General features: G+C 58.7%; 18 protein-coding genes and 1 pseudogene. 8 read left to right on the forward strand and 11 right to left on the reverse strand.

Features of this window, described 5'->3' with window-relative positions; translation table 11 throughout:
• A pseudogene (locus GVL50_RS29165) lies at positions 1-118 on the forward strand (IS110 family transposase); the annotation flags it as partial.
• A gap of 113 nt (positions 119-231) precedes the next feature.
• Here GVL50_RS29165 and GVL50_RS25370 read toward each other — a convergent pair.
• The 5 genes from GVL50_RS25370 to GVL50_RS25390 all read right to left on the reverse strand — a co-directional run bounded on the left by GVL50_RS25370 (position 232) and on the right by GVL50_RS25390 (position 5,232).
• Positions 232-933 (reverse strand): ABC transporter ATP-binding protein, encoded by a 702-nt coding sequence (locus GVL50_RS25370; protein WP_008082262.1) that lies wholly within the window; start codon positions 931-933, stop codon positions 232-234.
• On the reverse strand, positions 934-1,701 hold the full coding sequence (gene livG, locus GVL50_RS25375; RefSeq protein ID WP_034154995.1) for a high-affinity branched-chain amino acid ABC transporter ATP-binding protein LivG: 768 nt from the start codon (positions 1,699-1,701) through the stop codon (positions 934-936).
• On the reverse strand, positions 1,698-2,954 hold the full coding sequence (locus GVL50_RS25380) for a high-affinity branched-chain amino acid ABC transporter permease LivM (RefSeq protein ID WP_008082257.1): 1,257 nt from the start codon (positions 2,952-2,954) through the stop codon (positions 1,698-1,700). Before GVL50_RS25380 ends, livG begins: the two co-directional genes overlap by 4 nt.
• Entirely contained in the window at positions 2,951-3,874 is a 924-nt protein-coding gene (gene livH, locus GVL50_RS25385; protein ID WP_008082254.1) for a high-affinity branched-chain amino acid ABC transporter permease LivH, read from the reverse strand. The genes GVL50_RS25380 and livH overlap by 4 nt, the downstream gene beginning before the upstream one ends.
• Before the next feature lie 230 nt (positions 3,875-4,104).
• Entirely contained in the window at positions 4,105-5,232 is a 1,128-nt protein-coding gene (locus tag GVL50_RS25390) for a branched-chain amino acid ABC transporter substrate-binding protein (protein WP_053117839.1), read from the reverse strand.
• 352 nt (positions 5,233-5,584) lie between these two features.
• Here GVL50_RS25390 and GVL50_RS25395 point away from each other — a divergent pair, with 352 nt between their 5' ends.
• A complete protein-coding gene (locus GVL50_RS25395) occupies positions 5,585-5,905 on the forward strand; it encodes a DUF2288 domain-containing protein (RefSeq protein WP_159815466.1) in 321 nt (106 codons plus the stop codon).
• Positions 5,906-6,210: 305 nt separating this feature from the next.
• Here the strand turns inward: GVL50_RS25395 and GVL50_RS25400 are convergent, their stop codons facing one another.
• Complete coding sequence (locus GVL50_RS25400; protein WP_159815467.1) at positions 6,211-8,412, reverse strand: hypothetical protein; 2,202 nt, start codon at positions 8,410-8,412, stop codon at positions 6,211-6,213.
• A gap of 196 nt (positions 8,413-8,608) precedes the next feature.
• Here GVL50_RS25400 and GVL50_RS25405 point away from each other — a divergent pair, with 196 nt between their 5' ends.
• Positions 8,609-9,505: an NAD(P)-dependent oxidoreductase gene (locus GVL50_RS25405; RefSeq protein WP_178124220.1), complete on the forward strand. Its 897-nt coding sequence runs from the start codon at positions 8,609-8,611 to the stop codon at positions 9,503-9,505.
• Here GVL50_RS25405 and GVL50_RS25410 read toward each other — a convergent pair.
• Both GVL50_RS25410 and GVL50_RS25415 read right to left on the reverse strand, forming a co-directional pair.
• Positions 9,396-11,678, reverse strand: a complete 2,283-nt coding sequence (locus GVL50_RS25410) for a bifunctional diguanylate cyclase/phosphodiesterase (RefSeq protein ID WP_159815469.1) — start codon at positions 11,676-11,678, stop codon at positions 9,396-9,398. The genes GVL50_RS25405 and GVL50_RS25410 overlap by 110 nt on opposite strands.
• A gap of 148 nt (positions 11,679-11,826) precedes the next feature.
• A complete protein-coding gene (locus tag GVL50_RS25415; protein ID WP_053117848.1) occupies positions 11,827-12,195 on the reverse strand; it encodes a YkgJ family cysteine cluster protein in 369 nt (122 codons plus the stop codon).
• Between the two features lie 301 nt (positions 12,196-12,496).
• Here GVL50_RS25415 and GVL50_RS25420 point away from each other — a divergent pair, with 301 nt between their 5' ends.
• A complete protein-coding gene (locus GVL50_RS25420) occupies positions 12,497-13,846 on the forward strand; it encodes an MFS transporter (RefSeq protein ID WP_159815470.1) in 1,350 nt (449 codons plus the stop codon).
• A gap of 197 nt (positions 13,847-14,043) precedes the next feature.
• Here GVL50_RS25420 and rapA read toward each other — a convergent pair whose 3' ends face one another.
• Positions 14,044-16,890, reverse strand: coding sequence for an RNA polymerase-associated protein RapA (gene rapA, locus GVL50_RS25425; RefSeq protein ID WP_159815471.1), 2,847 nt, complete (start codon positions 16,888-16,890; stop codon positions 14,044-14,046).
• 241 nt (positions 16,891-17,131) lie between these two features.
• Here rapA and GVL50_RS25430 point away from each other — a divergent pair, with 241 nt between their 5' ends.
• The 3 genes from GVL50_RS25430 (at position 17,132) to ccoM (ending at position 18,029) form a co-directional block, all read left to right on the forward strand.
• Positions 17,132-17,473 carry an aspartate-semialdehyde dehydrogenase gene (locus GVL50_RS25430; RefSeq protein WP_159815472.1) on the forward strand — a complete coding sequence of 114 codons (342 nt, stop codon included), beginning with the start codon at positions 17,132-17,134 and terminating at the stop codon, positions 17,471-17,473.
• A 135-nt stretch (positions 17,474-17,608) separates the two neighbouring features.
• Positions 17,609-17,770: a hypothetical protein gene (locus GVL50_RS28790; protein WP_172680076.1), complete on the forward strand. Its 162-nt coding sequence runs from the start codon at positions 17,609-17,611 to the stop codon at positions 17,768-17,770.
• 145 nt (positions 17,771-17,915) lie between these two features.
• Positions 17,916-18,029 carry a cytochrome c oxidase subunit CcoM gene (ccoM, locus tag GVL50_RS29300; protein ID WP_041070550.1) on the forward strand — a complete coding sequence of 38 codons (114 nt, stop codon included), beginning with the start codon at positions 17,916-17,918 and terminating at the stop codon, positions 18,027-18,029.
• Between the two features lie 992 nt (positions 18,030-19,021).
• Here ccoM and GVL50_RS25435 read toward each other — a convergent pair.
• Both GVL50_RS25435 and GVL50_RS25440 read right to left on the reverse strand, forming a co-directional pair.
• A complete protein-coding gene (locus GVL50_RS25435; RefSeq protein WP_053117856.1) occupies positions 19,022-20,497 on the reverse strand; it encodes an inorganic phosphate transporter in 1,476 nt (491 codons plus the stop codon).
• A gap of 373 nt (positions 20,498-20,870) precedes the next feature.
• A complete protein-coding gene (locus tag GVL50_RS25440; RefSeq protein ID WP_053117858.1) occupies positions 20,871-21,071 on the reverse strand; it encodes a hypothetical protein in 201 nt (66 codons plus the stop codon).
• 646 nt (positions 21,072-21,717) lie between these two features.
• Here GVL50_RS25440 and pcaR point away from each other — a divergent pair.
• Positions 21,718-22,560 (forward strand): pca regulon transcriptional regulator PcaR, encoded by an 843-nt coding sequence (gene pcaR, locus GVL50_RS25445; protein ID WP_007917109.1) that lies wholly within the window; start codon positions 21,718-21,720, stop codon positions 22,558-22,560.
• Positions 22,561-22,781: the final 221 nt, after the last annotated feature.

Raw genomic sequence — 22,781 nt, forward strand, 5'->3', positions numbered from 1 at the left:
TCATCGAAACAAGGGCAAGGCCACCACTGAAGCGCTGGTGATTTTGTCACGTAAACTCGCGCGTATTGCATACGCGCTGCTGAAGAGCGAGAAAGCATACGTCAGCAAAACTGCCTAAAAAACGTTGTTCGCAACCATAGAATCTCCCACAGGGGATTTTTGCTGGGTTGAAGATTTGTGCTGGGCATAAAAAAAACGGCCCGAAGGCCGTTTTTTTGTTGGGCGAATGCATCAACCGCCGAGGTACGCCTCGCGTACTTTCGGGTCGGTCAGCAGCGCTTCACCGGTGCCTTGCATGACCACACGGCCGTTCTCCAGAACGTACGCGCGGTCAGCGATTTTCAGCGCCTGGTTGGCGTTCTGCTCGACCAGGAACACCGTCACACCGTCCTTGCGCAGCATTTCGATGATGTCGAAAATCTGCTGGATGATGATCGGTGCCAGGCCCAGCGACGGTTCGTCGAGCAGCAGCAGTTTCGGCTTGCTCATCAGCGCACGACCGATGGCGAGCATTTGCTGTTCGCCGCCGGACATGGTGCCGCCGCGCTGGTTAAAGCGCTCTTTCAGGCGTGGGAAAAGTCCGAGAACCTTGTCCATCTGTTCCTGATAGTCGCCCTTGTCGGTGAAGAAGCCGCCCATGGACAGGTTTTCTTCAACGGTCAGACGGGCGAATACCCGACGACCTTCCGGCACCACCGCGATGCTCTTGCGCATGATCTGCGACGAGTCCTGGCCGACCAGTTCCTCACCCATGTAACGGATGCTGCCGCTGTGCGCTTGCGGCGAACCGCAGAGCGTCATCAGCAGCGTGGACTTGCCGGCACCGTTGGCGCCGATCAGGGTCACGATCTCGCCCTGACGGACTTCGACGTTGACGCTGTGCAGGGCCTGGATCTTGCCGTAGAAGGTGGAAACGTTTTCGAACTGCAGCATTTACGCTTCCCCCAGGTAGGCTTTGATCACTTCAGGATTGTCGCGGATCTGTTCCGGCGTGCCGTCGGCCAGAGGCGTGCCCTGGTTGATCACGACGATGTGGTCGGAAATGCTCATGACCAGTTTCATGTCGTGTTCGATCAACAGCACGGTGACGTTGTGCTCCTCACGCAGCACGCTGATCAGCGCCTTGAGGTCTTCGGTTTCCTTCGGGTTCAGACCGGCGGCCGGTTCGTCGAGCATGAGGATCCGTGGACGGGTCATCATGCAGCGAGCGATTTCCAGACGCCGTTGCTGACCGTAGGCCAAGGTGCCGGCAGTACGGTTGGCGAACTCTTTGAGGTTGACCTTTTCCAGCCAGTACTCGGCAAATTCCATGGCCTCGCGCTCGCTTTTGCGGAACGACGGGGTCTTGAACAGGCCGGCCAGGAAGTTCGTGTTCAGGTGACGGTGCTGGGCGATCAACAGGTTCTCGACCGCCGTCATGTCCTTGAACAGGCGCACGTTCTGGAAGGTGCGCACCACGCCTTTGAGGGCGATCTTGTGGCCCGGCAGGCCTTGAATCGGCTCGCCGTCGAGCAGGATGCTGCCACCGGTGGGCTGATAGAAACCGGTCAGGCAGTTGAACACGGTGGTCTTGCCCGCGCCGTTCGGCCCGATCAGTGCAACCACTTGTTTTTCTTTGACGGTCAGGGCCACACCGTTGACTGCGAGCAAGCCGCCGAAGCGCATGCTCAGGTTTTCGACTTTAAGGATCTCGCGGCTCATTTTCGCAACTCCATGTGTGGGCGTTGCATCGGCAGCAGACCTTGTGGACGCCAGATCATCATCAACACCATCAGCGCACCGAACATCAACATGCGGTACTCGCTGAACTCACGCATCATTTCCGGCAACAGGATCATTACCACGGCGGCCAGAATCACACCCAACTGCGAGCCCATACCACCCAGCACCACGATGGCGAGGATGATTGCCGACTCGATGAAGGTGAACGATTCCGGGGTCACCAGACCCTGACGGGCAGCGAAGAAGCTACCGGCGAAACCGGCGAATGCAGCGCCGAGGGTGAACGCCGACAGCTTGATGATCGTCGGATTCAGACCCAGCGCACGGCAGGCGATCTCGTCTTCACGCAACGCTTCCCATGCACGGCCGATCGGCATGCGCAGCAAACGGTTGATGACGAACAGCGCCGCCAGCGCCAGCACCAGGGCAACCAGGTAGAGAAAAATCACTTTGTTGATCGAGTTGTATTGCAGGCCGAAATACTCGTGGAAGGTTTGCATCCCTTCCGCAGCCTTGCGTTCAAAGGTCAGGCCGAAGAACGTCGGTTTCTCGATGTTGCTGATGCCGTTCGGACCGCCAGTGATGTCGGTCAGGTTACGCAGGAACAGACGGATGATCTCGCCGAAACCGAGGGTCACGATCGCCAGATAGTCGCCGCGCAAACGCAGCACCGGGAAGCCCAGCAGGAAGCCGAACGTCGCCGCCATCAGGCCGGCAATCGGCAGGCAGATCCAGAAGCTCAAGCCGTAGTAGTGCGACAGCAGCGCGTAGCTGTAGGCGCCGACGGCGTAGAAGCCGACGTAACCGAGGTCGAGCAGACCGGCCAGACCGACGACGATGTTCAGGCCGAGGCCGAGCATCACGTAGATCAGGATCAGCGTTGCGATATCCACCGCGCCACGCGAACCGAAGAACGGCCACACCAGTGCACCGATGATCAGCGCAATGATGAAGTAGCGTTGCGTGGTCGGCAGGGTCAGGAAGTTGCTGGCCTTGGCCGGGATCAATGGCATGCCCGGCGAGGATTTCCACGCCTTGCTGATCTGCTGGTTGAACAGCACCCGCAGGAACATCAGCACCGAACAGATGGCGATGGTCGCCAGAATCATCGGACTGGTGTTATGCACTTCGAGGTTGATGCCGACGATGGTCAGTTTCAGTCCGAGTACCGGGTAGGCCACAGCCCACACCAGCAAGGCACTGAACAGTGCCTGTTTAAGATTCCTAGTCATACTTTCTCAACCTCCGGACGGCCCAGAATGCCGGTCGGACGGAACAACAGCACCAGAACCAACAAGCCGAAAGCCACGACGTCCTTGTATTGGTCGCCGAAGATATCGGCGCCAAACGCTTCCGCCACCCCAAGCACCAACCCGCCGAGCATGGCGCCGGGGATGCTGCCGATGCCGCCGAGTACCGCTGCGGTGAAGGCTTTGAGGCCGACGAGGAAACCGGCGTTGGGGTTGATCACGCCATATTGCATGCTCAGCAGCACGGCCGCGATGGCCGCCAGCGCAGCACCAATGACGAAGGTCAGGGCGATGATGTTGTTGGTGTTGATGCCGAGCAAGTTGGCCATCTTGATGTCTTCGGCGCAGGCGCGGCAGGCGCGACCCAGGCGAGAACGGGAGATGAACAGCGTCAGGCCGAGCATGGCGATCAGCGTCACCACGAACACCACGATTTGCATGTAGGAAATCAGCACTTCATGTGCGCCACCTGGCCCGAAGGAAATGTTCCCGGGGATCAGGTTGGGGATGGATTTGTCCTTGGAGTCTTGCGCCAGCAGAACCGTGTTCTGCAGGAAGATCGACATACCGATGGCGGAAATCAGCGGGATCAGACGGTTGCTGCCGCGCAGGGGGCGGTAGGCGATCCGTTCGATGCTGTAACCGTATGAACTGGTGACAACGATGCTCGCAATGAAGGCCGCGGTCATCAACAGCGGGACGTTGTCGATTCCCATCATGGCCAGCCCGGCGATGGCGATGAACGCCACGTAGGAACCGATCATGTACACCTCGCCGTGGGCGAAGTTGATCATTCCAATGATGCCGTAAACCATCGTATAGCCGATGGCAATCAGGGCATACGTGCTGCCAATGGTCAGACCATTAACCAGCTGCTGGAAGAAGTGATAGAGGTCAGGCATTACAACGCTCCTAAAAACCTGATACGCATTTCACTGGTGGAGTCATTTTCCCGCCCGGCCCCGTGGATCTGTATCCACTTCGAATCCGGGTTTTGCCAGCGAACCGCTGATGACGGTTTTGAGATTTTCAGGTGGGGAGACTGGCGGATCACGCCAGCGCGGCCCATACATTCGTAAAACAAAGCCCACGGCACGCCGTGGGCTTTATTGGCAGTCAGTCAGGCAGCGCCTTACTGAGGGGATACTTCAGTTTTTGGTTTGCCGAAGTGCCACTCGTAAACCACAAATTTGAAGTCCTTCAGGTCGCCCTTGGCGTCGAAGCTCAGGTCGCCAGTCGGGGTTTTGAAGGTGCCAGCGTGAATGGCTTCAGCCACTTTGGCCGGGTCTTCGCTCTTGGCTGCGGTGATACCGCCGGCAATCACTTCAACAGCCGAGTAGGAAGGGAACACGAACGGGCCGCTCGGATCTTCTTTCTTCGCTTTGAATGCATCAGCCAGGGCGATGTTGGCCGGATCCTGGTCGAAGGATTTCGGCAGGGTTACCAGCAGACCTTCGGAAGCGTCTTTGGCGATCTGCGAAATCGAGTCGTTACCTACGCCTTCCGGACCCATGAACTTGGCTTTCAGGCCTTTTTCAGCCGATTGACGCAGGATCAGGCCCAGCTCCGGGTGGTAGCCGCCGTAGTAAACGAAGTCGACGTTGGCTTGCTTGAGCTTGGCGATGATCGAGGAGAAGTCCTTGTCGCCGGCGTTGACGCCTTCGAATACGGCAACTTTCACGCCTTTCTTCTCAAGGGTCGATTTGACGGCGGTGGCGATGCCTTCACCGTATTGCTGTTTGTCGTGCAGCACAGCAACGATTTTCGGTTTGACGTGATCGGCGATGTAGTTACCGGCGGCAGGGCCCTGGGCGCTGTCCAGACCGATGGTACGGAAGACCATTTTGTAACCACGGGCGGTGATGTCCGGGCTGGTGGCGGCCGGGGTGATCATGATCACGCCTTCGTCTTCGTAGATGTCCGAAGCCGGTTGAGTGGAGCTGGAGCACAGGTGACCGACCACGAACTTGACGCCGTCGTTGACGACCTTGTTCGCTACCGCTACTGCTTGTTTCGGATCGCAGGCATCGTCGTATTCAACGGCTTCGAGTTTCTTGCCGTCGACGCCGCCCTTGGCGTTGATTTGCTCGATGGCCATTTTCGCGCCACTGAACTGCATGTCGCCGTATTGGGCTACTGGACCGGTCTTAGGGCCGGCGATACCGATTTTGATGGTGTCAGCTGCGAACGAATGGCTGGCAACCCCGGCCAGAACCATAGCGGCAAACAGTTTGGAAATCTGCTTAGTAGCCTTAGTCATAGTGCTCCACTCTTACTGTTGTATTTTTTTTGAGTTCTGGCGCCGTAGCAGCAGAACCGGGTCAGATATCTTTGCGATACCCTCCGGAAATGCCCCCGGCAACTGTACCGGTACAGTGTAGAGCGCCGGTTGTTAGCCTGGGAAGCGGGCGCCGAGGGGCAAAACCTGAGGGTGTCGCTTTTTTGAATGAAAAAGACAGAATTGCGGCGGGGCGTTCGTGGGGTTATGCCCCAATCAGCAGCATTCCTTGGCTTTCCTGCTCTTTTCGTTCGGTACAGCCTTTTGCAACCGGGTTTTGCTGACGGATCACCGACGTTATTATTCGCGTCGATTTCTTTTCCGGACAGTTCCCATGAATCAAGAACCTAGCACCCTCTATGCCAAGCTGCTTGGTGAAACCGCATCTATTACCTGGAAAGAGTTGGAGCCGTTCTTCGCCAAGGGTGCCCTATTGTGGGTCGACCCTGACCTGGATTTGATCGCCGCCGCCGAGGCCGTGGCGTCGGATGATGGCGAGAAAGTCGCCGCCTGGCTGGCCGAAGACAAAGTCGCCAAGCTGTCTGAAACGCGGGCGCTGGATCTTTTCGAACGCGATCCGCAGCTCTGGGCAGTGGTGGTTTCGCCGTGGATTCTGATCCAGGAAAGGGCGGGCGCTGCCGACGTTGCACCTTGATGGTGCGTCCGCTGGTCGGTGAAAAGTGTGTAGCGGAGTAGCGTGATGGCACGTTGCCGTGAAGAAAGGCCACAAGCGAGGGTGGCATCACGGTGACGTAAACGTAACGGGAACAGTTGAGAGAGCAGCCTTTGGGCTGCTTAATTGTTTCTGGATGTTGGAATGGCTGAAATATTCAGTGAATTTGAGGGCCTCTTCGCGAGCAAGCTCTGCTCCTACAGTGGAGTGGATGAGCGCAAAAATTGCGTACGCCACGGCCCCGTAGGAGCAAAGCTTGCTCGCGAATTGGGCGACTCGGTCTCGGATCAGACCGAGAACGACTTCCCTGTATGGTTATTCAGCGAAATAACCTTGGTCTTGCCAATCCGGTGACGATAAATCTCGCGCAAATACTTGATCGACTTCTTCACACAATCGCGCGACAACCGAATGTCATTGATCGAGACAAACTTGTCTTTGTCGTTGATCAGCTCGCGGTACTTCTTCTCGTACATCGGTTTGATCGCGTACCAGTTGGTGTCGAGGATCTTCGCCGGGTTCTCGAATTCGTTTAGCAAATCGTCGATGCGATCTTCGTCGAATTCTTCATTAATGATGAAGTCGAGGATCGAGTTGTCCAGCGTCTCATCGAAACGGTACGGCGTCTTGGCGAAGCAGCGTTTGATGAACGCGACGATCAGGGTCAGGAAGTCGTCCGACAGGCACGGGCTCTTCGCAATCAATGTGGTCAGCGACAGGTTGGCCGAGGCGCCGATCACCAGCGCATAACGCTTGAGCGTGGTGTTGGGGAACAGGCTGTTGAGGTGAGTCTTCAACCGGTTCAGATCCATGTACGACAGCTTGTAATCCTTGGGCAGCGAAACGATCGAGACCACCGACGAGCAGTTCTTGAAGAAGTGCAGGTCGTGCAACGCGGCGGCGTCGTAGCCGGAATTCTTGTACTGCTCCAGCGAAGCGCGATAACGCTTGGATTCAATCGGCAGCAGGCTGATGCCTTCGATCGCTTGCGTGACCTTGTTGAAGTGCGGCAGGTCGATCGAGCGGAAGAACAGATCGTCGATGTTCAGGCGCTGCGGCTCTTTGTCGAACACCTTGAATTTGTCGCTGCTCGGCGGCGGAGTTTCCGGCACCACCGATTCGGCGTAGGCAATCGCCACTGGGCCGGCCAGACTCATGAACAGGTCGTTGGCATCCAGGCGAATGGTCTCACCGATGTCGATGCCGGCGCGGCGGAAATAGTTCTGATCGTAGTCAGTCGTCACCGCCTGCGCCGTCAGAATGTTGAAGATTTGCTGCGAGATGTATTGGTTGGCGTGCTTTTCCATCGCATTGACATCAATGTTCTGGATGTTGCCGTCATCGCTCTCTTCGGCGTAACGCATGATGTCGTTGGAGATCAGCATCATCGCGTTCCATGGGCGGATACGGCCCATGACGCTGGCTTCGCTGCTGTCTTCGTTGGCGAAGTTGTAGGAGAAATCCCATTCTTCCGAAAGGTATTTGCACAGCAGGCGTCCGGCGTTGATGTGCAGCGCCTCGGACATTTCGCTGCGGTGATCGGAAATGTTCGGCAGCACGCAGATGCCGCTGGTGAAGATCGGTTCGAACACGAACGAATGACCGCTCTTGCCGTCGTGCTCGTCCATCGGCTTGGTGTCGAACGTCTTGTTCATGTACGAGTGCTGCTGGGCCAGACCGAACTCCGAAGCCATGCCGGAACCGGTACCGCCGCCGGCACTGAAGATCGAGAAATACAGGCGCGACTGGTTGGCCTTGATGCCGCAGCTGTCGATCAGGTACGAGTGGATCATTTTCCAGTCAGGGCTGGAGAAACGCTGGGTGTCCTTGTTGAGGATGATCTTCGCCAGGTATTGGCCGAGGATCGGCGCGTTACCGGCGCCACCGGCGTGGACTTCGGACAAGTCCATGATCTTCATTTTGCTGTAGTCGCGCAGGAAACCGCTTTTTTCGCCCTTGCGCGAGAAACGAATGCGCCCGGCGATGTCCTTGTCGAGGTCGCCGAGCATCACCAGCGGCTCGACCAGAAACACCGGTTTGCTCGCCTTGCTGTTGCCGATGCGCAGGTTGTTTTTGATCCACTGCGCCGGGCTGTAGCCCTTGTCGGCGGCGCGTCGGTCATTCGACGGGCGATCTTCGTTGTTGAATTCGTTGAGGTAAAACTTGCGCGCGTTGTACACCAACTCCGCCACGTCGAGGGCGATGTTGGAGCCGCAGCGACCGAGGCCGATCAGGCACACCGACGGAAATTCCTGATCGTTGTGCTGTTCGTTATCGCCTTCCAGGTGCGGCGGGCGCGGGAACACCATGTCACGCAGACCGTCGAGGTTGTCGAGGATGCGGTCGGTATTGGTTTCGGTGAAGTACAGGTATTGCTGGGTCGACAGCGGACGCGAGGGAACCAGCGGTTTGGGCGATGACGGGCTGTTGGCGGCGGCGCTCGGATTCAGATCGGAGACCGCGGTGGCGGTATTGTTTTTAGAAGTCATTGGGCGCCATTTACCTGGTACTGGGTTGGTTCGCAGACCAATGTCAGCGAACCTCACGGAATAAGAGCTCGCGTCTTGTTTGCGCGAATTTGGCCCGGGCGTCAGGGACTTGGCCTGACGGTCGCTCGGGGGAATCCTTTCCTGATCGCTGATGAATCGGCCATTATTCGGCGATCTTTAATCAAAAGGAGGCTAAATGATGTCAACGCTACCTTCGTTGGGGTTCGCCGGAATCGGTCTGATGGGCTTGCCGATGTGCCGCCGCTTGCTGGCCGCCGGTTACCCGCTGAGCGTGTGGAACCGCAACCCGGACAAATGCGCGCCACTGGTTGAGGCCGGCGCCCGGCAAGTGGCGAGTCCTGCTGAACTGTGCGCACACGCCGACGTGGTGATGCTGTGCCTGGCTGATACGGCGGTGGTGCGCGAGGTGGTGTTCGGCGCGGGCGGTATCGCTGAGGGTGGCAAGAGCGGTCAGTTGCTGGTGGATTTTTCCAGCCTGGAACCGACCGCCACGCGCGAGATGGCTGCTGAATTGGCGCAGAAAACCGGCATGTCCTGGCTGGACTCACCAGTGTCAGGAGGCGTGGTCGGCGCCGAGGCAGGCAGCTTGGCAATCATGGTCGGTGGTGAGGCAGTGGATCTTCAGCGAGTGCGCCCGGTGCTACTAAACCTCGGTCAGCGCGTCACGCACATGGGCGGCGTGGGCGCCGGTCAGGTGACCAAGGCCTGCAATCAGATGATCGTCGCTTGTAATGCATTGGTAATTGCTGAAGTGGTGGCGCTGGCGGAAAAAGCCGGGGTCGATGCCAGCCTGATCGCCGAGGCATTGGCCGGCGGTTTTGCCGATTCGAAACCGTTGCAGATCCTCGCCCCGCAAATGGCCGAAAGCCGTTTCGAGCCGATCAAATGGCACGTTCGCACGCTGCTCAAGGATCTCGACACCGCGGTGAAGTTTTCTCGCGAACAGGGCTCGGCCACGCCGATCAGCGGATTGGCCGCACAATTGATGCGCCTGCATGGGGCGCAGGGCTTTTTGGCGAAGGATCCAGCAACGCTGGTGCAAATGTACCGCGCGCCAGAATCAACGGATTGACCGCATGGGACTGTTTGCGCTGATTGATTTCTTCCAGCACCGGGCGTAATTCGTCGAGCGGCACCGGGCGGCTGAGCAGGTAACCCTGAATGAAATCGCAGCCCGAGCGTTCGAGAAATTCGTACTGCTCCAGGGTTTCGACGCCTTCGGTAACCACCTGCAAATGCAGGGTGTGCGCCATGACGATGATCGCCTGGACGATCTCCATGTCCGCCGTGGCATTGGGAATGTCGATGATGAACGAGCGATCGATTTTCAGCGTATTCAGTGGCAGACGCTTGAGGTAGGCCAGCGACGAATAACCGGTGCCGAAGTCATCGATCGACAGCGACACACCGAGGGCGCGGATCTGCCGCAGCAGCACCAGGGTGTTGGCGATATTGCCCATCAGCGCATTCTCGGTGACTTCCAGCTCCAGCCGTTCCGGCGCGACACCGGCAGTGCGTAAGGCGTTTTCGATTTCGTCAGCCAGTTCTTCGCGGCCAAGGTTCAGCGGCGAGCAGTTCCAGGCGATTTTCAATTCGTCGCAGCCGTGGCGCGACAGTTCGCCCAAATCCTTACAGGCGCGGCGCAGTACCCAGTTGTCCAGTTCGGCGATCAGGCCATTGTTTTCGGCGATGCTGATGAAGCGATCCGGCGTCAGCAGGCCGTTGACCGGATGCTGCCAGCGGATCAGCGCTTCAAGCTTGGTGACTTTGCCGGTTTTCAGTTCGAAGATCGGCTGGTAATACAGCATCAAACCGTTTTCTTCGCGCAAGGCATGACGCAGTTCTTCTTCGAGCTGCAACTCCATGGTCGCGCGGTTTTTCAGGTTGGAATTGAAAAAGTGCAGGCCGTTGCGCCCGGCACCTTTGGATTGATACAGCGCCAGATCGGCGTGCTTGAGCAGTTCTTCGCAGGTGGTGCCGTCATCCGGAAACAGACTGATGCCGATGCTGGTGGTCATCACCATGCGCCGCCCGGCCAGCTCAATCGGCTCCTTCATTTTTTGCATGATGCGCTGGGCCATGCTGCGCGCTTCTTCGCGGTCATGCAGGCCGATGAGGATGCAGAACTCGTCGCCACCGAACCGCGCGACTATGTCTTCATGGCTGCGCACCGAGCCTTTGATGTGGTCAGCGATGACTTTCAACAGCGCGTCGCCGGCGTCATGACCGAGGCTGTCGTTGATGCGTTTGAAGTGGTCGATGTCGAGAAACATCACCGCGAGCATGCCGCCCTCGATGGCTTTCTGATTGAGCTTCTCGGCGAAGATCTGGTTGAAGCCACGACGGTTGATCAGGTTGGTCAGTGCGTCGTAATTGGCCACTTGCTGCAGCGACATGCGCGCCTGGTCGAGCTGGCTGAGCAGGGCGTTGACCCGGCGCAGGTCGTGTTCCTTGTGTTGCAGTTTTTTATCGGCGAGTGCGGCGCTGATTGCACTGCCGAGAATCAGCAAGGTGATCAAGGCCACGGTCAGGCCCAATTGCAGGTGGCTGGTTTCGGCGGTCAGTGTCGGCGTGCTGGCCTCGGGCAAAATCAGCTTGAGGGCGGCCATCCCGGTGAAATGCATGCTGAAAATGCCGGCGCCGAGGATCAGTGCGGCGCTGTATTTGAGTGCCTGATGAAGTAAACCGCTGCCTTCGCGCAGATAGCCTGCCACCCACAGAGCGGCGAAACTGGCGCCGATGGCGATCACCACTGACAGGGTGAACAGTCCAGGATCGTAGTACGCGGTGGCGGCCGATTGCATCGCCGCCATGCCGACGTAATGCATGCCGGCAATACCCAGACCGATGACGAGCGCGGTTTTCAGGTAGAGCACCAGACTGGGCTGGGATTCGCTCAGGGTGTGCATGGCCAGCCACGAGGCGAGCAGGGCGATCAGCAGGGAAAACAGGGTGATGGGCAGGTCGTACTGGATGTCGATCGGTGCCTGAAACGCAAGCATGCCGATGAAGTGCATGGCCCAGATGCCGCCGGCCAGGCAGGTCGCGCCGATCCAGCGCCATAGTCGCTGTGAGCGCGGGTCTTCCGCGTGACCGACGCGTTCGGCCATGTCGAGGGTGGCAAAACTGGCGGCGCACGCGACCAGATAGGCCACCAGCACCAGCAGCGGGTTATGGCTGCAATTAAGAATGACCTGCCCGCTCTCCGGCAGCTCGGTAACAAACTGCAAACCAAGCCACTCCATAGCATGCCCCGTCTCTGAGTCGTCCTTACTGCGCGGCTAGCGCAGGCGAATGACTGGAGTATAGAGGCGGTTTTCGCAGAGCAAGTGGTAGTGGCACATTGGCGCTAATGATTTCGGCATTAGCGTCATAGCGATTGGCGCTAAAGGCTTAGGCAATCTGTTCGAAAGGGATTTGTGCCCAGTCCGGTTGCAGCGGCGGCAGGCCAAAACGTGCGCGGGCCTTGTCGCAATCGACGTTTTGCTCGCCGTTTTCCCACGACGATTCGAACTCGCGGCAGGGGCTGGAGCGCAATTCATAAATCGAGCACTTCACTTCGCTACCGACTTCGCCTTCCAGCGCCGTGCAGCGTGGCGATTTGCAGTCGGTGCCGTTCATCGCCACCCGGCTCGGGCTGATCTGCGTGACCAGTTCATCGGGCACGGTGCCGCCGGAGGAAGCGCACTCACCCCAGAAAAAAGACACACGGAAATGGGAACAACAGGCACCGCAATTCAGACACGGACTGACTTCGGACATGGACGGGGGTATCAAAGGGATTGATCGGGAGATCCGGACGGATCCGGCGGCTATTCTAGGCTTCGCCACGGCGTTGGGAAGGGGGGCGTGAAACTATTTTTTTGTGGCAAGGTTTTGCCGCAAAAGCCCCGGTTTTCGGGGGATTCAAGCGTTATCAAGGGCTTACGTTTCGTTACAGTGCCATGGCCCGATATCAGGCAGACGAATGATCACAGACAGCCCCGTTCAGGCTGACTAGATTGCAGGTTCCGGGCTCGGATGCGTTGGCAGTGAAGCCCTATAACAATAAAGAGACGGACCCATGCAGAACTCGACCCAAGCGGCGAATGCCTGGCGCATTCTGTTCCTGCTGTTCCTTGCCAACCTGTTTAACTTCTTCGACCGCACCATTCCGGCGATCATCATCGAGCCAATCCGCATGGAATGGCATCTCAGCGACTTTCAACTGGGCATCGTCGGTACCGCTTTCACCCTTGTTTACGCGATTGCCGGCCTGCCGTTGGGGCGCATGGCCGACACCGGCTCACGGCGCAAACTGATGGGCTGGGGCCTGGCGACGTGGAGCGCGCTGACCGCAGTCAACGGGCTGGTCGGCAGCTTCTGGAGTTTTTTGATCGTGCGCATGGGCATCGGCATCGGTGAGGCCAGTTATGCGCCGGCCGCCAATTCGTTGATCGGCGACCTGTTCCCGGCGCACCGTCGGGCGCGGGCGATGGGCATTTTCATGCTCGGTCTGCCGCTGGGCTTGTTGCTGGCGTTCTTCACCATCGGCGCGATGGTCAAGGCATTCGACAGCTGGCGCGCGCCGTTTTTTATCGCGGCGGTGCCGGGTCTGATCCTGGCGATCTTCATGTTCTTCATTAAAGAGCCAAAGCGCGGCGCGGCGGAAACCGTGCAGGTTTCGCAGGAACGCGTCGACAAGCCGATCCGGCGGATTCTGGCCGTGCCGACCTTTCTCTGGCTGGTGATGGCGGGGTTGTGCTTCAACTTCGCGACCTATGCCTGCAACTCGTTTCTGGTGCCGATGCTGCAGCGCTATTTCCTCATGCCGCTGCAGGAAGCGGCCGTGGCGACTGGCGTGATCGTCGGCGTGACCGGACTGATCGGTTTGACGCTGGGCGGCTGGATTGCGGACAAGATTCACCAGCGCGTGGCCAATGGGCGGCTGCTGTTCGCGGCGTTCAGTCTGATTATTTCGACCCTGTGCACGGCGTGGGCCCTGCATTCCGGGCGCATCGAGATTGGTGTGTTTGTCGCGGTATTCAGTGTCGGCTGGCTGTTTGCCTACAACTTCTACACCTGCGTTTACACGGCGATTCAAGACGTGGTCGAACCGCGTCTGCGAGCGACGGCGATGGCGTTGTTCTTTGCCGGGTTGTATCTGCTGGGCGGTGGCTTGGGGCCGGTGGTGGTCGGTGGGTTGTCCGATCACTTTGCGCACACGGCGATGCTGGCGGCGGGGGCTGAGCAGATGACCGAGGCGTTCAAGGCAGTCGGGCTGCATGACGCGATGTATTTGATTCCGGTGGCGCTGTTTCTGACGATGGTGTTTCTGTTTCTCGCGGCGCGGTGTTTTGTGCGCGATGCGCAGCGGATGAAGGAAGGTTTGGTTGCGGTGGTTGAGCCGGAGGTTGGAGTGGCGACGGCTTAAGATCAAAAGATCGCAGCCTTCGGCAGCTCCTACATGATTGTTCCCACGCTCTGCGTGGGAATGCAGCACGGGACGCTCTGCGTCCCTTTCCAGAGCTGGAACGCGGAGCGTCCCTTGAGGCATTCCCACGCGGAACGTGGGAACGATCGGCCCGCATCTCTGCGGGCCTCGTTGTTTCAGCAGGGGAGCAGGGCGGTTTAACCCGCCACCAACACCCGAATCGCTTCCAGGCGCAACGCCGCTTTGTCCAGCATCGCCAGACCTTGCTCGCGCTGTTCACGCAATGCCACCAGTTCGCTGTCACGTACGGTCGGGTTGACCGCTTGCAACGCGGTCAGGCGCGCCAGTTCTTCGTCGGTGTCGGCCGCCAGACGGCGACGGGCCTCGGCCACGCGCTCGGCGTGACGCGGGGTGATCTTGTCTTCACCGGCGTTGATCCGTGGCGTCAGCTGATCGCGCTGAGCCTGGATGAACTTGTTGGCGCTGGCGCGCGGCACGCTTTCCAGCTGATCGTTCAGGGTTTCAAACGAGACGCGAGCCGACAAGTCGTTGCCATTGGCATCGAGCAGGCAGCGCAGCGCGGCCGGCGGCAGGTAACGGCCCAGTTGCAGCGCGCGCGGGGCCACCACTTCGCTGACGTAGAGCAATTCCAGCAACACGGTGCCCGGCTTCAGCGCCTTGTTTTTGATCAGCGCGACGGCGGTGTTGCCCATCGAACCGGACAGCACCAGATCCATGCCGCCCTGCACCATCGGGTGTTCCCAGGTGATGAACTGCATGTCTTCGCGCGACAGCGCCTGGTTACGGTCGTAGGTGATGGTCACGCCTTCGTCGTCGCCGAGCGGGAAGCTGGCGTCGAGCATCTTCTCGCTCGGCTTGAGGATCAGCGCGTTTTCCGAATGGTCTTCGCTGTCGATGCCGAACGCGTCGAACAGGGTTTCCATGTAGATCGGCAGGGCGAACTGATCGTCTTGCTCAAGGATGTCCTCGACCAGTGCTTCACCTTCGCCAGCGCCGCCGGAGTTGAGCTCCAGCAGACGATCGCGGCCGGTGTGCAGCTCGGCTTCGAGACGCTCGCGTTCAGTGCGTGCTTCGTCGATCAGCGCTTGCCACTCGCTGTCGTCGGCTTCTTCGAGCAACGGCAGCAGGCGCGGGCCGAACTGATGCTGCAAGGCGTTGCCGGTCGGGCAGGTGTTGAGGAACGCGTTCAGCGCTTCGTGGTACCACTGGAACAGGCGCTCTTGCGGGCTGGTTTCCAGGTACGGCACGTGCAGTTCGATGATGTGCTTCTGGCCGATCCGGTCGAGACGACCGATACGCTGCTCAAGCAAATCCGGGTGCGACGGCAGATCGAACAGCACCAGGTGGTGTGCGAACTGGAAGTTGCGACCTTCACTGCCGATTTCCGAGCAGATCAGCACTTGCGCACCGAATTCTTCGTCGGCGAAGTAAGCAGCGGCGCGGTCACGCTCAAGGATGTTCATGCCTTCATGGAACACCGTGGCCGGGATGCCGGAACGCACGCGCAGGGCGTCTTCCAGATCCATCGCGGTTTCGGCGTGGGCGCAGATCACCAGCACTTTGGTGCGCTTGAGCATTTTCAGCTGATCGATCAGCCATTCGACGCGCGGGTCGAATTTCCACCAGCGCTCTTCTTCGCTGGCGTCCGGCTGCGCCTGGAAGCTGACTTCCGGGTACAGCTCGGCGTGATCGCCCAACGGCAGTTCGAGGTATTCGTCCGGGCACGGCAGCGGGTACGGGTGCAGTTTGCGCTCCGGGAAACCCTGCACGGCGGCGCGGGTGTTTCGGAACAGCACGCGGCCGGTGCCGTGGCGGTCAAGCAGTTCACGTACGAGGCGGGCACTGGCTTCGGTGTCGCCATCGTTGACCGCGGTCAGCAGGGCTTCGCCTTCGTTGCCGAGGAAACCCTGAATGGTTTTGTGCGCTTTGGCCGAGAGACGGCCCTTGTCGAGCAGTTCCTGAACGGCTTCAGCCACCGGGCGATAGTTGTCGCTCTCGGCACGGAACGCGGCCAGGTCGTGGAAACGGTTTGGATCGAGCAGGCGCAGACGGGCGAAGTGGCTGTCCTGACCAAGTTGTTCCGGAGTCGCGGTGAGCAGCAGCACGCCCGGAATGACTTCGGCGAGTTGCTCGACCAGCGAGTATTCGGCGCTGGCCTTTTCTTCGTGCCAGACCAAGTGGTGCGCTTCGTCGACCACCAGCAAATCCCAACCGGCGGCGAACAGAGCGTCCTGCGCCTTCTCATCCTCGACCAGCCATTCCAGCGCAACCAGCGCCAGTTGGGTGTCTTCGAACGGGTTGGTGGCATCGCTTTCGATAAAGCGTTCTTCGTCGAACAGCGCGACCTGCAGGTTGAAGCGGCGGCGCATCTCCACCAGCCACTGGTGCTGGAGGTTTTCCGGGACGAGGATCAGCACGCGGTTGGCGCGACCCGAGAGCAGTTGGCGATGGATCACCAGACCGGCTTCAATGGTTTTACCCAGACCCACTTCGTCCGCCAGCAAAACGCGCGGCGCAATTCGGTCGGCGACTTCACGGGCGATGTGCAATTGGTGCGCGATCGGTTGCGCACGCACGCCACCCAGGCCCCAGAGCGAAGATTGCAGCTGGCGGCTAGTGTGTTCGAGGGTGTTGTAACGCAGCGAGAACCACGACAGCGGGTCAATCTGCCCGGCGAACAGACGGTCGCTGGCCAGACGGAACTGAATGAAGTTCGACAGCTGGGTTTCCGGCAGGGTAACGGCTTCGTTCTGCCCGTTGAGGCCGTGATAAACCATCAGGCCGTCGACATCGTCGACTTGCTGCACGGTCATCTTCCAGCCTTCGAAGTGGGTAATGGTGTCACCCGGCGAGAATCGCACCCGGGTGAGGGGCGCATTCCGTAGCGCGTACTGGCGGGTTTCGCCAGTGGCCGGGTAGAGCACGGTCAACAAGCGGCCGTCCTGTGCCAGAACGGTGCCTAAACCCAGCTCGGCTTCGCTGTCACTGATCCAGCGTTGCCCCGGTTGATACTGCTGCGCCATGCTGCCTGACTCCCACCTTGAAAAAGCGGGCTATCTTAACGGAATGAGGGCTTCAGGGCCAAAGGATTAGCAGCAGTGGCGAGCTTTTAGCTGCGAGCTGCAAGCTGAAACAAAAGGCGTCATGCGTCTGTTTTCTCCTCTTGCAGGGCACCTGTAAGTGTTAAGCAGGTCACAGAATTGCGACGGGTGGCTCAAGGCGTGTTTGTCTTAGCCGATAGCCTGCTGACAGGAGAACCCCTATATGTTGCCACCGATGCTCCCCCTGAGCGCTGTGCCGATCACTTCGCAGCAGGATCCGATCCGCCAGCGGCCGGATATTCCTCCGGTGGTGCCGGTGCAGGAAAGCTCCAACGAAAGTACGATCGATCTGCAAAAACGTGATCCGGAAGAGGATCGACTGCTGGCGCGCGAAGAACAGCGCCGTCAGCAGGAGCGTGATCGACGCCGGCGCGAGGCCGACGAAGACCCGGATGAACATCTGGCCGTGCCGGGTACGGTGCTCAACGCCGACAATACCGTGCCGGTGGTGCCGCTGATTGAAGATCAACCGCGTCAGGGCTTGTGGGTCGATATCGAGATTTGAGCGGCTCTGGCTCGATGATTGGTTTGATCGTGTTTGGGTGGGTGGCTGGTCAGCGCTGACGGCAGGCGGCATTATTGGCGCAGTCCTGCCGGTGATGTGGCAGTTGTGATTCTTTGAAGCGATGTTCTGAACGCCATGAGCCAAGACGACAAACTGATCGACCTCAGCACTGAACGCGCCAAGCGGGTGCATGACATTAAAGAGAAGCGGCTGAACGAAGTGCGTCAGGCGTTTGAGCAGGCGATGCCGTTGGGCAAGCCGAAGAAAAAGTCGAAGAACAAGCCGAAAAAGCGTTGATCTCCCCCTGCATCTGTTGATGCAGGTCAGTTATTTCCCCTCCTTTCTCTCCCTTCGTTGTGGTTATTGATCCCGGTCAATTTGTGCGCCTGTGTGTTTGGTAATTTAGTCCCATCGCAGCAAAGCAGGGGCCAGGAGGCCAGTCATGTTTTTCGATAACGTGGTGTTTGCCGGGGTTCTGACTGTAGGGCTGATGGTTCTGTTTTTTGCAGGGTTTGGATTTTTTATCTGGAAGGATGCGCATAAGCGTAAGAAGTGATTCTTCTGGATTGATGGGCACGCAAGGCATTTTGGGGCGACTTCGGTTGCCCCTTTTTTTTGCCTTGGCGGCCTTGGCGGCCTTCGGGCCGACCAGGCTGGGGGTGTGTTTTGTGAATATCCGTTGCTGCGGTAACGGCTGCTTAGGGTTTCGCCCTTACGGCGAGTCACTTTTGCAGACGCCCAAAAGTAACCAAAACGCTTTACCCTGACGTTCGGCCCGCTCGCCGGGGCTTGGGGTTCCTTCGCTCCGGGATTGATCCGGGGGGCAGCGCCTACGGTTTGCTTCGCTGCACCTCCTCTCGCTGTGTTTGGCTGCGCCAAACGGTCGCTGCGCTCCCACCCCCGCATCAATCCCTCCACTCAGCCTGCCGACGGGCTCTAAGATCAAAAGCAGGCGAGCTGACACTCGGCCTATTGAGTGGTGAAGAGCGGGGGGCGCACGGCTTTTTGATTTGCGTTGGATTCGCCCCTCACCCCAGCCCTCTCCCGAGGGAGAGGGAGCCGATGGTGGGCTTTTCAAAATATGCATTCGACTCGGCATCCCAAGCCGGCGTACCTCCCCCAAACACCCCGATCAGTCCCCTCTCCCTCCGGGAGAGGGCTAGGGTGAGGGGCTCTTGATCTTGATCTGGCTTTTGACGTGGCTTTTGATCTCAAGCCCCTTCGGCAGGCCGAGCGTAGGTGTCCATCCGGGGATCAGGCGCGTAGCGCCGTGCGGCGTAGCCGCACACATCGAGAGGAGGTGCAGCGAAGCAAACCGTAGGCGATGCCCCCTGATGGGCACCGTAGCGAGGGAACACTGAGCCTCAGCGAAGTGCCGTACGCCGGGGCAAAGCCTTTTCGGTTACCTTTTCGGCGTTTGGAAAAGGTGACTCGCTGTAAGAGCGAAACCGCCAGCCGCAACGCCAAAAAAAACGGATATGCCCCCAATCCAAAACCAAAAAAGGCGCGATCCTCTCGAATCGCGCCTTCTTCACATATCGCTATCTATCAACTACCCAAAGCCTTCGAAGCCAACCAGAACAACCCAGCCGACAACGCCACGGTAGCCGGCAAGGTCAACACCCAAGCCAACAGAATAGTGCGAACAGTCCCACCTTGCAGGCCGCTCTTATTCGCGACCATGGTACCCGCCACACCCGAAGACAACACATGAGTCGTCGACACCGGCAAACTGAAGATATTGGCCAAACCAATCAAACTCGCCGTAGTGATCTGCGCCGACATACCCTGCGAATAGGTCATGCCCTGCTTGCCGATCTTCTCGCCAATGGTCAGAACCACACGTTTCCAGCCAACCATGGTGCCCAGACCCAGCGCCAGTGCAACCGCCAGAATCACCCAGAACGGTGCGTATTCAGTGGTCGTGGTCAGGTCTTTACGCAACTTGTCGAGGTCAGCCTTTTCACGGGCATCCAGAACCGGCAACTTGCTGACTTTTTTCGCGGTATCGTCCAGGCACAGCAAGTAACGACGCACTTCGATGCGGCTATCCGACGACAACGAATGGTAGTCCGCTACACCTTTAAGCGTGTGCAACAGGGCGCTGATGGTCGGTTCGGTCTGCTGCGGGTTGCAGCGGAATTTCTCCGGCAGGTCGCCGTCTACGCTCTTGCCCAGTGCGAGGAATTCACCCAGCGAATCGGCGTTGCGCTGGTAGAATTGGCTCAGGTGCAGAGTAGCGTCGCGGGTGCGTTCGATCTGGTAAGTGGTGCTGTTCAGGTCGAGAACGAACTGCGCCGGCACGATACCGATCAACACCAGCATGATCAGGCCGATGCCTTTCTGGCCATCGTTGGAACCGTGCACGAAGCTCACGGCCATGGCCGAGATCACCAGAACCAGACGGTTCCAGAACGGCGGATGCTTTTTGTCGTCGAGTTTGCGGCGCTGTTCAGGCGTCTTGTGCATCTTCGACAGCGGGCGCCACCATTTCAGGCCGATCAGGATCAGCGCTGCAATCAGGAAGCCAGCCATCGGCGAGAACACCAGCGAAGCGCCGATGTCGATCGCTTTCTGCCAGTTAACGCCGTCGGCCAACGGAATGTCGTTGATCAACGCGTTGGCCAGGCCGACACCGAGGATCGAGCCGATCAGGGTGTGGGAACTGGACGCCGGGATACCGAAGTACCAGGTGCCGAGGTTCCAGGCGATTGCCGCTGCGAGCAACGAGAAAACCATCGCAAGGCCATGGCCGGTGTTCACATTGATCAGCAGCTCAACCGGCAGCAGGTGGACAATGGCATACGCCACGCCAACGCCACCCAGCAGCACGCCGAGGAAATTGAACACACCGGAAAAGAACACCGCCAGGTGCGGCGGCATGGCTTTGGTGTAGATAACAGTGGCTACCGCGTTAGCGGTGTCATGAAATCCATTGATGAACTCGAAGGCGAGGACAAACGTCAGGGCGAGCAAGAGGCTCACAAGCACCCAAGCATCCAGTCCGCTGAATAAATCGATCATGAAGGTTTTCTGACCCGGTCGTAAGGGGGCGCGATTATGCCAGAAAAGACTGGAAATCGATGCCCTCAGTGCTCATCGGTAACGCACTTCTTCGATTTAATTTGTTGCAGCACATGAAAACCAAGCGGCGTGCAGGGTTTTTCAAGCCTTTGATTTATCTATAAAAAGGCTTTTTGGAACAAGCGTTTTACCCGCGTTTGGAGGGCTCAAACGCTTGTCTGAAATATCTGTGAAACTTTCCGAAGCTGTCCTTTAGCCGGTTCGACGCAGAATCAGCCGCTGCCCGCGGGTAGCGGGCGCGCAAGGCATCGTCTCGGCGCCGCGTGGGTAACCGGTGCGTACACGGATGCTCAAGGCCTTCAAAAACCGTGGCTCATGGCTCTTCGGCTTTGAGTTCCTTTTCGATCTTTTCGATTTCTTGCTTGAAGACCTGATCCTGAACGGTAGGGCGCTTGCGCCATGCCTTGCGTTCCGGTTCTGGTTGAGCGGCGTAGGTGGTGACTTCCCCGCCGTAAACATCCTTGTAACGTTGTTCCTGGCGCTCAAGTTCCGCGCGCAGTTCGTCTTTCGTCACAGTGCTACCTGTATGAGTTGAGATAAGTGTCTGGTGAATCGCACTGCAACGAGTCGATTGAGCGGGCCCGTCGAGAACTCAACGCCAGAACAGGCATTGATGTCTTCGGCAGGGCGATCAAGACTTCCATGTTACAGGCGGCTACGACACCAGATTAAAACGGACGCAGCATCAGTTCCTGTTTCAGCGAGCGCTGGCGTTACATCAATCATGAGCGTCAGACGCTTGCCTGGGCTGGCGGCGATTGGCATCGCCTCAGCCGGTGACCACCTCGATGAATAACGGGGGCCACTGAGGTGCATTATAGCGGTCGATTCAGGATTGACTATCGTTGCCAAGTTAAAAACGGTTCGGGATGTGTGATTGTTTTGTTAATCGCAACTTTCTCGGGTAGTTGAAGTGCAAGCAAACGGTTACTTCGCCGCGATCTGTTTTTGGCGCCATTTAGTCGATCAACTAAATCTTGATTGAGTTCCCCGGCAAAGTTGCACAGGCGTCTCAAATAGCAAGCCACAGCAGAGGAGGGCGATTGCGATTATCGGTCGACGGTTCGATAATCGCCCAATGTTGATGGCCCGCCGCTTGTGCATCTGCCCGCGAGCCGTTTGTATAGCCATTGATCCGTGTCGGGTAAAAAGGACAATAAATGAACGATCAAATGCGCAACTCCTTCACTTCCGTGGCGCCGCCGATCGTCGCCTCCCCAGCCAAGCGCATTCAGGCGCTGACCGGTGATCCGGATTTCATGACGTCGCTGGCCCGTGGCCTGGCGGTGGTGCAGGCGTTTCAGGAGCGCAAACGTCATCTGACCATCGCGCAGATCAGCCACCGCACGGAAATTCCCCGCGCCGCGGTGCGCCGTTGCCTACATACGTTGATCAAACTCGGCTACGCCACCACCGACGGACGCACCTATTCTCTGCTGCCGAAAGTGCTGACCCTCGGCCACGCTTATCTGTCGTCGACGCCGCTGGCTGTGTCCGCGCAGCCGTACCTCGATCGCATGAGCGAGCAACTGCACGAAGCCTGCAACATGGCCACACTTGAGGGCGACGACATTCTTTACATCGCGCGGTCGGCGACCACGCAGCGGCTGATCTCGGTCGACCTGTCGGTGGGCGGGCGTCTGCCGGCTTATTGCACATCGATGGGCCGGATTCTGCTGGCAGCGCTGGACGACACGTCCTTGCGCGAATACCTCGACCACGCCGAACTGGTGGCGAAAACCAGCCGCACGATCCACACCCCCGACGCGTTGCTCGAATGTTTGCAGGAAGTGCGGCAGCAAGGTTGGTGCATCGTCGATCAGGAATTGGAACAAGGCCTGCGCTCGATTGCCGTACCGGTCTACGACGCTTCGGGCCAAGTGGTGGCGGCGCTCAACGTCAGTACCCACGCCGGTCGCGTCAGCCGCACCGAGTTGGAGCAGCGCTTTCTGCCGGGCCTGCTCAGCGCCAGCCGCGACCTTAGCGCGCAGTTGTTTGCCTGATGAAGCTGTTCGATAAACGCACAGTGTTGCGTTTATCGAATTGACGCTAAAACCCCCGGATCATTAATGTCGCGGCAGCGTCATCCGGCGCTGTTGTGAATGAGCCCGCCGGACTGTCGACTCCCATAATAATGACAAGAGGCAACTCACCATGCGCACGCTCCCCGACTGTCTCCGCTCCAACCGCTGTTGCCGGGTTCACCGCAACGCCTGATTGCAAC

It is taken from the genome of Pseudomonas sp. 18058 (assembly GCF_902706155.1).
Lineage (GTDB): Bacteria > Pseudomonadota > Gammaproteobacteria > Pseudomonadales > Pseudomonadaceae > Aquipseudomonas > Aquipseudomonas rustica.